The following is a 12219-nucleotide window of genomic DNA, read 5'->3' on the forward strand; positions in this document are numbered from 1 at the left end:
ATGAAAGAGAGAGAGGCAATAGATAGAATTATTCAGTTAGCAATAGAAGAGGATCAGGGGGAAAATGGAGATATTTCTTCCTTATTAATCTTTTCTGAGAATGAAACCGCACAAGCTGTTCTTACAGCAAAAGAAGATGGTATCGTTGCCGGGCTCTCTGTGGCGAGTATGGTACTTTCCCACTTTGACGAAACTGCACACTTTCAACCTTGTGTTACAGAGGGAGCTGCTATTAGAAAAGGTGAGTCAATTGCCACTATATCAGCGTCTGTACTTACTCTTCTTTCTGCAGAGCGAATTATACTTAATTTTATGCAGCGCATGAGTGGTATTGCTACCATTGCTCATCGTTATCAAGAAGCGTGCAAAGGAACTAAGTGTCGCATTTTAGATACGCGTAAGACAGTGCCCGGATTGCGTATTTTAGATAAAATGGCTGTCAGAGCAGGAGGTGCTTATAATCATCGAATAGGGCTATACGATATGGTGATGCTTAAGGATAATCATATCAAGGCTTCAGGTAGCATTACAGAGGCGGTAAAAAAAGTACGCGAATCCCTTCCTTTGTCCGTAAAGGTAGAAGTGGAAACATCAAATCTTAATGAGGTGGCCGAGGCTCTGGAGCAGCAAGTTGACATTATTATGCTTGACAACATGCCTAGTGAGATGATGGCAGAGGCGGTGCGCCTTATTGATGCTCAATGTATAACCGAAGCAAGTGGTAATATGACTCTTGAGCGAATTCCTTCGGTCGCAGCCTTGGGAGTAGATTATATAAGTGTAGGAGCACTTACTCACTCTGTAAAAGCTTTGGATATTAGTATGAACTTTACCATTGATTAAGAATAGGGAAATAAGGATAGTTATTATGGAGCAAAGTAAAAAACAAATATTTGAAGAAATTGAGTTTCTGAAAAAGAAGCTTAATGCTGTAATTCTAGCTCACTACTACACAGAGCCGGATTTACAGAAAGCATGTGATTTTTTGGGAGACTCTTTGCAACTATCCCAAAAGGCTGCCGAGACTACAGCAGACGTAATAGTTTTTTGTGGCGTTGAGTTTATGGCAGAGACAGCAAAGATTATTTCTCCGAATAAAAAGGTGCTCATACCGGTGCAACATGCCGGTTGTACTTTAGCTCAAAGTGTCACTGCCCAAGGACTTGCTACTTGGAAAAAATATCATCCTAATGGTTTGGTTGTCAGTTACGTTAATACCGGTGCTGAAGTAAAGGCTGAAACAGACTGGTGTGTAACCAGCAGTAATGCACTTAAGGTGGTAGAGCAGCTACCTCGTGATAAAGAGATCCTCTTTGGTCCTGATAAAAATCTTGGTGCTTATATTAGTCAAAAGTGTGACAGACCAATGCAATTGTGGCAAGGAGATTGTTACGTACATCGCTATATAACTCCGGAGGTTGTGTTGGACTTTATGGCTCGTTATCCTGAAAGTGAGGTGCTTATTCATCCTGAATCTGTTGCATCCACGGATGACAGAATTCTTTCTAGTGATCGTTGCCATATGGGTTCAACCTCTTTCATATTAGATTATCCTGTTAAAAGTAAAAAGAGACAGTTTATCATTGCCACGGAAAGCGGTATTCTTACGGAGATGTATAGACGTTATCCGGAGGGATATGAGTTTATACCCATTGTGCCGGAGCATATTTGCGAGTACATGAAATTGACTACCCTCGAAGATCTTAGAGATGCATTGCTTTATGAGCGTTATGAAGTTGTTGTGCCCGAGGAGATACGAGAGCGTGCTATCGTACCCATTAAGCGTATGTTGAGTGTAAGGTAAACGTTGAAAAGTTCATTTGATAGGGGGTTTCTATCAAATGATTATCCTATACAAAGCTCTGCATCATATGGTGTGGAGCTTTTTTATTATATAAAGGTATCTTTGTACCCATGGAATTTGACTTGACATCTCAGTATGAACCTTCAGGTGACCAGCCTGAAGCTATTGATGCGTTAGTTAAAGGGCTCTGCAGCGGTATGTCTTCTCAGACCCTATTAGGAGTTACCGGAAGTGGTAAGACGTTTACTATTGCCAATGTGATAGCTAAGGCAAATCGCCCTACGTTGGTAATCAGTCATAACAAGACACTTGCAGCTCAACTCTATGGAGAGTTTAAGGCATTCTTTCCTCATAATGCTGTAGAGTACTTTGTCTCTTATTACGATTACTACCAGCCCGAAGCATATATTTCTACTACCGACACATACATTGAGAAGGATATGGCTATTAATGCCGAGATTGAAAAACTTCGATTGCGTACTACCGCATCTTTGCTTAGTGGTAGGCGTGATGTAATTGTAGTTAGTAGTGTATCCTGTTTGTACGGGATGGCGGATCCTAATGTGTATGCAGCTTCCATTATACATATTAGTGTAGGGGATGAGATCCCGCGAGGAAGTTTTATGCGTATGCTTTCCGGTGCGTATTATACAAATACAAAGCTTGAATTTACAAGTGGTACTTTTCGTGTCAAGGGAGATACAATAGATATATTTCCTGCTGTAGAGGGATATGATGGTATTGCCTACCGAATACTCTTCTTTGATGATGAAATAGAGTCCATAGAGGTGATAGATCCTATTTCCGGGGTTGCTTCAAGCGAACTTAATGACCTTGATATTTACCCGGCAAATTTATTTGTCACAACGAAAGAACAAACTGCCAATGCGCTTGAGATGATAAAGCATGACTTAGGCGTACAGGTTTCGGCTTTTGAACGTGAGGGAAAAACATTTGAAGCAAAGCGTTTGTACGAACGAGTTTCTTACGATCTTGAGATGATAGGAGAGATAGGTTATTGTACCGGTATAGAGAACTATTCTCGCTACTTTGATGGCCGTAGTCCGGGAGAGCGTCCTTTTTGTCTCTTTGATTACTTTCCCAAGGACTACCTCTTAGTGATAGATGAAAGCCATGTAACCATACCACAAATAAAAGCTATGTATGGTGGGGACCGCTCTCGTAAGTTAAGTTTGGTTGAGTATGGCTTTCGCTTACCGGCTGCTTTGGATAATCGTCCCTTAACTTTTGATGAGTTTACGGCATTACGTAAGGATACGATTTTTGTAAGTGCCACACCGGCAGACTATGAATTGGAGGAAAGCGAAGGTATAATTGTAGAGCAAATTATTAGACCTACCGGACTTCCGGATCCTTCTATTGAAGTGCGTCCTACCGAATACCAGATTGATAATCTCATGGAGGAAATCCAAATTCAAAAGAAGAAGCATGAGCGTACCTTGGTCACTACATTAACTAAGAGACAGGCCGAAGAGCTAAGTGAATACCTTCAGCGCTATGGTATTGCCACTGCCTATATACATAGTGATGTGGAAACGCTGGATCGAGTTCGTATATTGGATGAGTTGCGCAAGGGGGTGTATGATGTATTGGTAGGAGTCAATTTACTTCGTGAGGGATTGGATTTGCCGGAGGTCTCTTTGGTGGCTATATTGGATGCCGATAAGGAGGGTTTTCTACGTTCCCATCGCTCACTTACTCAAACGGCAGGACGTGCTGCTCGACATGTCGAGGGGCGTGTTATTCTCTATGCAGATACGATTAGCGATGCTATGAAGCAAATGATGGAGGAAACAGCCTCTCGCCGTGAGAGACAATTGGCTTATAACAAAGCGCATCATATTACACCCCGAGCGGCTATAAAAAGTGGTATCAGCTTAGCGAAGGAGCGTAGTATAGGGGATGTAGGTACTGCCTATGTAGAGCCGGAGCAAGGTGCATTTGCCGATCCGCTTCTCAATGTGTTAGATGTAGAAGAGCTGAAAAAACTTTATGACGATACGCGTAAAGAAATGTACGAAGCGGCAAAAAAACTGGATTTTGTGCTGGCAGCTCGTCTTCGCGATGAGGCGCAATCAATAGAAGAACGCATCAATTCGGTAGATAAGAAGAAATAGTTCCCTATAAACTTGTTTGTAACAAAACTATATACTACCTTTGCATTCGCATTCGGGATGTAGCTCAGTCCGGTTAGAGTACGCGTCTGGGGGGCGTGGGGTCGCTAGTTCGAATCTAGTCATCCCGACAGAATGTTGCGAGGTACTATAGTAATTAGCACCTCGCTTTTTTTTATTCCTATCGAAACAGGGAAAATAGATTCCTATTTTTCAATCGAAAGATAGAGATCAATCAATTAAAACATCTATAACTTTCAAACTATTATCTATAACTTTTGGTGGGATACCATAACGTGATATCTTTTATCTACCTTTGATTCTGCAATGAAGGGGAGACATACAGCTACTAACCAGAGGAATGCGACTGTGTCACATACTGACAAGCGCATGATGCGTCAGCGTATTTTCCGTCTTGCAATACCAAATATTATATCCAACATTACCGTGCCGCTGCTTTCTCTCGTTGATGTGGGGCTGGCAGGACATTTGGAGAGCGATCATGCTATTGGTGCCGTTGCGATAGCCTCAGGTTCGCTTAATACAATCTATTGGCTTTTTGGTTTTTTGCGCATGGGCACTACCGGCTATGTGTCTCAGGCATTCGGTCGTAGCGATGTGCGGAGTATTAATTTGTTTCTTCTTCGCGGGCTTTTTATGGCATTTCTTTGCGGCATGCTACTGACTTTTGCCACCAATCCTGTTGCTGCCTTTGCCCGCTTTATGGCACAGCATGAGACCGGAATAGCTTTTGAGTCGGTTCACTATATTCAAATTGCCTTATTAGGGGCTCCTGCCGCACTTTTGATATATGTGCTGAATGGCTGGTTTATAGGTATGCAGAATACTCGTGCTCCCATGATGGCTGCCATTACAATTAACCTGCTCAATATTTCTGTCAGCTATGGTTTAGTGCGTTTTTATGGGTGTGGAATAGAGGGTTTGGCTATAGGTACGGTAATAGCACAGTATGTAGGGGTACTTATGTTGCTCCTCATTGCGGGTATAAAGTATAAACGTATTCTTCAATTTGCAGAATTTAAAGATATCTTTTCGTCACGGCAATTGAAAGACTTCCTATATACAGGACGAGATATATTTATTCGTTCTGCTTTGCTTAGTGCTGTAACGCTCTTTTTTACTTATGCATCCGTCAAGGAGGGAGCGCTCGTGGTAGCGGCTAATACGCTCTTATTGCAGCTCTTCTCTCTTTTCTCTTACTTTACAGATGGCTTTGCCTATGCAGCGGAAGCACTTGTAGGACGCTACATAGGTCAAAACGATAGAGACAAGGCAAAATTAATGATCCAAGAAGTTTTTAAAATAGGAGGAATCTTGGCTTTAGCTTCCACTCTGCTATACCTATTCCTTCCAAAGCAGCTAATAAGTATACTGAGCAATAAGCCTGAGATCATTGATACCGCTATGCAATATGTTTATTGGGTTGCCTTGATTCCATTGGTGGGTTTTGCTGCTTTTATATGGGATGGTATTTTTGTTGGGGCAACTTATTCAAAAGGATTGCTATGGAGTATCTTGTGTGCTTCGGTAATTTTCTTTGCGCTTTATTATTTACTTGATCCCTTTTGGGGCAACCATGCCATCTGGTTTGCCTTTGATATGTACCTTCTTGCAAGGGGAGTTGTACAGTATTTGCTTTGGAAGCAATGCGCTATTATTGAAATCGCATGATTCCGGCCGGCTTAATACGTGAGACAACGCTCGTAGGTAGGAAGAAGAGTAGTAAAATAATCAGAAAAGCGCCTATATTAACTGCCAGCCAACTATTAAAAGAGAAGGTTAAGGGTACGTACGATACATAATAGATGTCTGCATCTAAGCGGAGAAGGTGAAAGCGGTTTTGTACAAATGCTAATATCCCTGTAATCATATTTCCCCCAATAATGCCTAAAAATATAATCTTGGCAGCTAAGAAAAGGAAAATATAGCCTATAGAGCGGTTAGATGCCCCTAAAGACTTCAAAATACCTATCATACGTACTCGGCTTAGTATGAGTATAAGTAAGCCGGTCATCATGGTAAAGGCGGCTACGATGACCATAATGGTAATGAGAAGCGTCACATTACCATCCAACATATCAATCCAGTGGTAGACAGAGGGCATTAGTTCTTCACAGGTGTTGATACCTAAATGCTGGTTTTGCGAGTAGGAACTATGGCTCAATTGCTCTACAACAGAGGCAACTACTTCCTTTTTCTCAACTTGTGGCGAAGTAAAAAGCTCAATACGTGAAACGGAGTGTTCCTTCAGTCCTAATGCACGCTGTAGATAGGGAAGGTAAATAACGGAGGTGGAGCCACTGGCTAATGGTTGATTGAGAATGCCTACAACTGAGAGTTGTTTCATTACAATATCGCCCTCCTCATAAAGGTAGAGCAAAACTTTGTCACCTACCTTTTTGTCTAATTTCTTCGCCGTTTCGAGAGGAAGTAGAGCACAGTTATTGTATTGCAATACTTGGTCACGAGAGGGTACTTCTCCCTCTATGAGTAAATCTTCAACTTCACGAAAACTGTCAAAGGAGGAAACCCCCATTAGGTGCGTCGCTACAAAGGCACTATCACTTTTAAGTATACCGGTTGTCTCTAATACAGTGCGAAGTCCTTCTATATGAGGTAAGTTACTAAGAAAGTGGAGCATGTCTTCAGACGCATCTACGTAAGTGTTGCTCTCTTCATAAGGGGAAATTATCAAATCCCCTCTGGCAACTACAATGCGCTCTCTAACAGATTGCTTAAACCCTTGAGAGACAAGCAGAGTAAGCTGCACCACCGCCAAGCAGAGCGCAACTCCGGCAATTGTAAAGGCGATCAATCGTTCGACTGCAGAGTGCTCTTCACTACGGGCATACATCAGTCGATGCGCTACAAAAAAAGGAAAAAAGAGCTTCCTATTTCTCATCACGGGTAAGGAGAAGTACGTTCTCTACATGGTGTGTTTGAGGAAACATATCCACCGGCTGTGAACGTAATATTCGATAATTCCCTGCAACGAGAAGCGCAGCGTCCCGCGCTTGAGTGGCTGGATTGCAACTTACGTAAACAATTTTCCTTGGTTGGGCAGCTAAAATTGTTTTGATCACATCGGGATGCATGCCTGCTCGTGGAGGGTCGGTAATGATCACATCCGGTGTACCATGCTCTTCAAGAAAGTCCGATTGGAGGATGTCTTTCATGTCGCCTGCAAAGAATAGAGTATTGGTAATACCATTGATGTGACTATTCTCTTTGGCATCTTCAACCGCTTCAGGTACGTATTCGATACCTATGACCTTACTACACTCTCTTGCTACATAGTTAGCGATAGTGCCGGTACCTGTATATAGGTCATAGACTACATCACTACTTTGCAATGTAGCGAAGTCCTTTACCACATTATAGAGTTTAAGCGCTTGCGCTGTATTTGTTTGAAAGAAAGACTTAGCTCCTATTTTGAAGTTTAAGTCTCCTAATTGCTCCATGATGTAATCATTGCCATGAAAGCAATGTACCTCTAAATCTGCAAAAGTGTCGTTAGCCTTTGTATTAATAACCCATACAAGCGATTTGAGCTCGGGGAAGCGTGTCACTAATGTACTGAGAAGCTTATTACGAGACTCCTCGTCATCTTCCGCAAAGGCAAGCAAAAGCATAATGTCTCCCTTTGCGTTACTTCTCACCATAGCAGTACGCATCATACCATTCTGCTCTCTTAGATCGAAATAGCTGTATCCAGAGGTCTCAGAAATAGTGAGTTCTCTGATGGCATCTCTAATTCTGTTTGTGGTCTCTGTAGCTAAGTGGCATTCGTGTAGATCTAATACCTTGTCAAAGCGCCCCGGGATATGAAATCCAAAGCCTTTTTCATAACCTTCCCCATTGGAAAGTTGCATTTCCTCACTTGTCATCCAACGACGGTTGCTGAAAGTGAACTCTACCTTATTACGGTATCTAAATACATGATCAGCACCAAGAATGGGTAGTTGCTTTTCTACAGATACGCCTCCAAGTCGTGCTAAAGCATCTATTACTTGAGTCTCTTTTGCCTCTAATTGCATAGAGTAAGGTATATGCTGCCACTTGCATCCTCCGCAGGTGCCAAAGTGTGTACATATAGGATCAATTCGATGCGGAGACGGCTTTTCTAAAGCGATAATACGCCCTTCGGAGAAGTGTTTTTTCTTTTTTACAATCTGTACTGTACAGATATCTTCGGGTGCTCCAAAGGGTACGAATAGCACCTTTCCCTCCTCGTGTGCAATGGACTGTCCTTCTGCAGCAATGCCCTCAATGTGCACATTGTTGAGGATGGGGAGTGGCTTTTTTATTTTTCGGCTCACAATATATACTATTTGCTTAGTAGCTCCGCAACAATAGCTTGTGCTTCTTCAGCCAATGCTTGAGCGGCTTCTTCCGTTTTAGCCTCTGTATAAAAGCGTAATATGGGCTCTGTATTGCTTGTGCGTACATGTAACCAGCGATCCGAAAAGTCAAGCTTAAGCCCGTCTACATAGTTGGCATCACCTATTGAGAAGTGAGACTCCAGAGCATTAAAAATCTCCGGTACACGCTCTTTGTTAGGTAGAGAGATCTTCTCCTTTGCCATGTATAAGTTGGGGTAGCGTGTGCGCAGAGCACTCACTTTTATCTTTTCCTTAGCAATAAAGGTGAGAAAGAGCGCAATACCAACCAGTGCATCACGGCCATAGTGCAGTGCAGGATAAATGACTCCACCATTTCCTTCCCCTCCTATGATTGCATTCGTTTCCTTCATTTTTTCTACTACATTCACCTCTCCTACGGCAGCAGCTGAATAGCTGCCTCCATGACGCTCGGTTATCTCTTTGAGTGCTCGGGATGAGCTTAGATTGGATACTGTAGCTCCAGGGCCTTTACAGGAAAGAATATAATCAGCGACAGCTACCAGCGTATACTCTTCTCCAAAGAAGTTGCCATTTTCGTCGACTATAGCCAATCGATCTACGTCCGGATCTACTGCAAAGCCTACAGATGCTGCATGGGAGGTGACTGCCTCTGCTAATGCAGTCAGGTGCTTAGGAAGTGGCTCGGGATTATGTCTAAAGATGCCATCCGGAATAGCATTTACCGGAATAACCTCTTCTACCCCAAGCACTTGCAACAGATAGGGTAGCGCTATGCCACCAACAGAATTGACTGAGTCAAAGGCAACTCTTAGCTTGGCATCATAAATGGCCTCTACATCTACTTCGGGAAGCTCTATGATACTGCGTACATGCTGCTCAAGCCAGTCTTTTTCTTCAATAGAGCCTAATTCCTCTACATTAGCGAAAGTAAAGTCCTCATTATTAGCTCGTTGCAAAACTTCTTCTCCCTCTTTTGCAGAGAGAAACTCACCCTTTGCGTTGAGTAGCTTGAGTGCATTCCAATTCATTGGATTGTGGCTGGCAGTGATGATAATTCCTCCTTGTGCATGGAGACCTATGACTGCCATTTCCGTCGTTGGTGTTGTCGCTAAGCCTATATCGGTTACTGAGCAGCCTGATGCCATCAGAGTCCCACTGACAACTCGTAAGACAGCTTGGCCGGAAAGACGTGCATCTCGGCCAATTACAATATGTGGCTTTGTAATTCCGGTACTATTTCTTATAAAAGTGGCATAGGCAGCAGTAAATTTTGCCACAGAAATGGGAGATAAGCCCTCGTTGACTCCTCCCCCAATTGTACCCCTAATCCCTGAAATGGAACTTATTAATGACATCTCAATATAAGGCTATAAAATCATGGTTTACTAAACTCGTATACTACTTCTTCACAATACATAGAAGATCCTGCATTATAAGCCATCTCCGGTCCAATTAGAAATGGAATAATAAGCTTTACTCGTGCCCCATCGCCACAAAGGGACATGGGGAACGCAAGGCCTTCGCACATCAATGAATTGAGCGAATAACCGGGAGCAGATGGAAGCAGACTATAGTGTAGAGCTCCTCTATTATAGGCTTCTATGTATAAGAATTCTGTATTTTGGAAAGATCCGTCTGTAAGGTTGTTGAAGGGAGATAAAGGCTTTTCGGCGAAGAAATATCCTTTGAATCGAACAACTATCTTCGTCTTATTGGCTTCCGGACGTGTTTTCCCGGGATCGATAACCTCCATGTAGAGTCCATTAGGAAAATGATACAAAATGTTTTTCTCAAAAGAGGTCTCCTCTCCACTGGCTTCTTTTACAGAAAAGCCTTGTTCGTTGATGAATGAGCTAATATTACCTTTCTCTTCTTTGATCAGTTGGGTAAGTGACTTCATCTCTTTTTCCTTACAACCCCCTAAGAAGAGAAGAGCAAAAAGAACGGCAATAGTGCCAAAGGTTAGTTTATTTTTCATGGTTGTCGTTACTTGAAATTTATTGTGTGGGTGTAAATATTATTTTCCTTTTTCAGCGAATGAAGTCACTTCTTGAAGAAAGAGCGAAATAGCCTCTTCCATATTACCTGAAGCTAATTCTCCACCAGCAGCATTTATGTGTCCTCCTCCTCCGTAGCAGGTACTGCATATTGCATTGACAGCAAAGTCTCCCTTACTGCGCATTGATATCTTTATACCTTCTTCTCGGCTTTCTCGAAAGAAAGCACTACACTTTATGGAGGCTATATCTAATGGTTTATTGACAAGCCCTTCCGTATCAGCAGGCGTAACCCCAAAATGTTTTAGTTCATCTAATGTGAGCGAGAAATAGGCAACTCCGAGATCTTCTCTTATGACCATATGCTCCATTACATATCCTTCCAAGCGAAGCCTTGACACCGGATGGCTGTGAAAGGTTTCATTCACGATGAGATCTTTTTGAGCTCCCAACCGCATCAAATCCGCCACTACTTCAAATAAGGCGGGATTTCCTGAAGCATGATTAAAGCGACCTGTATCTGTGATAATGCCCCATAGTAATTGAGTAGCAATTATCTGTTGTGTTTTTGGAGGAAATGAAGATATCCTTTCAATCAGTAGCAATGCCAATATATGACAGGTAGCAGAAGCTTGAGGAACACTGATGAGTATATCAAAATCCTCGTCTTGGGGATTAGTATGATGATCAATGCAGAGTACGGGACGCCGGTGCTTACTAAGGTTTTCTTGAAGGAGAGAAGTGAGTGTTTTTCCGGTTCTACTCAGCTTATTAAAGTCTAAGCAAAGAACTGTATCAGTATTGTCTATGAGTTGCTGCAATCCTTCAGGAACGTTGTCCATGTGGATGGATATGATATGATCCAGACCCTCTATATTCTTTAGCGTATAGGGAAAGGATCCATCCATTACAACGGTGTTCTTTACTCCAATGGCCATCAAATAGTAGTGCATTGCTAAAGAGCTTCCTACTGAATCTCCATCCGGCCCTTTATGTCCCAAGATTAGTACATGCTGAGACTTCTGCAATTGAGTGAAGAGAGCGGCTTCAGCTTCAGTATTTATTGGTATACTCGGGTCAATATTGTTATATATTTTCATGGTACACAAAGTTACTCTTTTCATCCAAATGTCGACTTGCATATCAAGGGCAAAATGGGGTATTTCTCATTTAGGCGTATCTGTTGACAATAATCTAATTATGGTCTAAGTGGCTACTGATCCTTATTAATATCTCTTTGATAAGATTGCAGCGGATAGATTTCTGTTTGAGGCTTCATGATCTCTCTATCGGGAGACGTGTGCTCAATAAGGATACTTATCCCTATTAGAACAAGTACGACAGCTCCCACAACTTCTGCTATCTTAACATAACGCTGCTTGATCTGGCCACCTAACCAACCTCCTACAAAGCATATAATAAATGTGATCAAAAAGAAAATAAATGAGTGTAGCCATAGAGGATCTCCCGAGAGAGAATAACTAAGACCTACCGCAAAAGCATCTACTCCAATGGCTAATGACAACAGAAGTATACGTCGTGAATTGAATTTTTTTTGAACTCCTGAAGAACTGTCATTCTTTCTCATAAGAGTAGGTTCCTTCTTACTCTTCTTGCTGAAAATAACATCATACAGCATGTGTAATGCCACAAGAAGGAGCAGACCAAATGCAACCCAATGGTCAATAGAATCGAAAGTAGAGGCGATAGATGCCCCTAACAAATATCCGATAATAAATATTGCCACGTTGGTGACACAAAAGAAGAAGGCTAATTGAAACAATTGTCTTGTTCGGTGTTTGCCGTGTATGTGTAAACCCTCTACCATAGCAACGGTGAAAGCATCAACCGATATGGCTAAGGATATGAGTATGCCTTTTATTATTATGCGAATCATG

Annotated in this window: 10 protein-coding genes and 1 tRNA gene; 5 read left to right on the forward strand and 6 right to left on the reverse strand. The window is 42.2% G+C overall.

What is annotated here, in order from left to right; translation table 11 throughout:
• The 5 genes from nadC (at position 1) to ACLWMH_RS03315 (ending at position 5631) form a co-directional block, all read left to right on the forward strand.
• Complete coding sequence (gene nadC, locus ACLWMH_RS03295; protein ID WP_411915321.1) at positions 1–843, forward strand: carboxylating nicotinate-nucleotide diphosphorylase; 843 nt, start codon at positions 1–3, stop codon at positions 841–843.
• Positions 844–868: 25 nt separating this feature from the next.
• The gene (nadA, locus tag ACLWMH_RS03300) at positions 869–1804 is read left to right on the forward strand and encodes a quinolinate synthase NadA (protein ID WP_411915322.1); all 936 of its coding nucleotides are present in this window, start codon (positions 869–871) and stop codon (positions 1802–1804) included.
• A gap of 110 nt (positions 1805–1914) precedes the next feature.
• A complete protein-coding gene (gene uvrB / locus ACLWMH_RS03305; protein WP_411915323.1) occupies positions 1915–3942 on the forward strand; it encodes an excinuclease ABC subunit UvrB in 2028 nt (675 codons plus the stop codon).
• Positions 3943–3995: 53 nt separating this feature from the next.
• Positions 3996–4070, forward strand: a tRNA-Pro gene (locus tag ACLWMH_RS03310).
• A 196-nt stretch (positions 4071–4266) separates the two neighbouring features.
• Positions 4267–5631: an MATE family efflux transporter gene (locus tag ACLWMH_RS03315; RefSeq protein WP_411915324.1), complete on the forward strand. Its 1365-nt coding sequence runs from the start codon at positions 4267–4269 to the stop codon at positions 5629–5631.
• Here ACLWMH_RS03315 and ACLWMH_RS03320 read toward each other — a convergent pair.
• The 6 genes from ACLWMH_RS03320 to ACLWMH_RS03345 form a co-directional block, all read right to left on the reverse strand.
• Complete coding sequence (locus tag ACLWMH_RS03320) at positions 5615–6862, reverse strand: ABC transporter permease (RefSeq protein WP_411915325.1); 1248 nt, start codon at positions 6860–6862, stop codon at positions 5615–5617. The two genes, ACLWMH_RS03315 and ACLWMH_RS03320, sit on opposite strands and share 17 nt — an antisense overlap.
• A complete protein-coding gene (gene rlmD / locus ACLWMH_RS03325) occupies positions 6852–8279 on the reverse strand; it encodes a 23S rRNA (uracil(1939)-C(5))-methyltransferase RlmD (protein ID WP_411915326.1) in 1428 nt (475 codons plus the stop codon). Before rlmD ends, ACLWMH_RS03320 begins: the two co-directional genes overlap by 11 nt.
• 8 nt (positions 8280–8287) lie before the next feature.
• Positions 8288–9679 carry a phosphoglucosamine mutase gene (glmM, locus tag ACLWMH_RS03330; protein ID WP_411915327.1) on the reverse strand — a complete coding sequence of 464 codons (1392 nt, stop codon included), beginning with the start codon at positions 9677–9679 and terminating at the stop codon, positions 8288–8290.
• Between the two features lie 20 nt (positions 9680–9699).
• The gene (locus ACLWMH_RS03335) at positions 9700–10302 is read right to left on the reverse strand and encodes a DUF4827 family protein (RefSeq protein WP_411915328.1); all 603 of its coding nucleotides are present in this window, start codon (positions 10300–10302) and stop codon (positions 9700–9702) included.
• Positions 10303–10341: 39 nt separating this feature from the next.
• A complete protein-coding gene (locus ACLWMH_RS03340; protein WP_411915329.1) occupies positions 10342–11421 on the reverse strand; it encodes a DHH family phosphoesterase in 1080 nt (359 codons plus the stop codon).
• Positions 11422–11534: 113 nt separating this feature from the next.
• A complete protein-coding gene (locus tag ACLWMH_RS03345; RefSeq protein ID WP_411915330.1) occupies positions 11535–12218 on the reverse strand; it encodes a manganese efflux pump MntP in 684 nt (227 codons plus the stop codon).
• Between the last annotated feature and the right edge of the window lies 1 nt (position 12219).

This window comes from Porphyromonas miyakawae, assembly GCF_045865415.1.
GTDB lineage: Bacteria > Bacteroidota > Bacteroidia > Bacteroidales > Porphyromonadaceae > Porphyromonas > Porphyromonas miyakawae.

Bases quoted from the DNA above. Each gene is read 5' to 3' on its own strand.
- nadC (WP_411915321.1), top strand. From the start codon at position 1: ATGAAAGAGAGAGAGGCAATAGATAGAATTATTCAGTTAGCAATAGAA.
- ACLWMH_RS03340 (WP_411915329.1), bottom strand. From the start codon at position 11,421: ATGAAAATATATAACAATATTGACCCGAGTATACCAATAAATACTGAA.
- uvrB (WP_411915323.1), top strand. From the start codon at position 1,915: ATGGAATTTGACTTGACATCTCAGTATGAACCTTCAGGTGACCAGCCT.
- glmM (WP_411915327.1), bottom strand. From the start codon at position 9,679: ATGTCATTAATAAGTTCCATTTCAGGGATTAGGGGTACAATTGGGGGA.
- ACLWMH_RS03315 (WP_411915324.1), top strand. From the start codon at position 4,267: ATGAAGGGGAGACATACAGCTACTAACCAGAGGAATGCGACTGTGTCA.
- ACLWMH_RS03345 (WP_411915330.1), bottom strand. From the start codon at position 12,218: ATGATTCGCATAATAATAAAAGGCATACTCATATCCTTAGCCATATCG.
- ACLWMH_RS03320 (WP_411915325.1), bottom strand. From the start codon at position 6,862: ATGAGAAATAGGAAGCTCTTTTTTCCTTTTTTTGTAGCGCATCGACTG.
- ACLWMH_RS03335 (WP_411915328.1), bottom strand. From the start codon at position 10,302: ATGAAAAATAAACTAACCTTTGGCACTATTGCCGTTCTTTTTGCTCTT.
- nadA (WP_411915322.1), top strand. From the start codon at position 869: ATGGAGCAAAGTAAAAAACAAATATTTGAAGAAATTGAGTTTCTGAAA.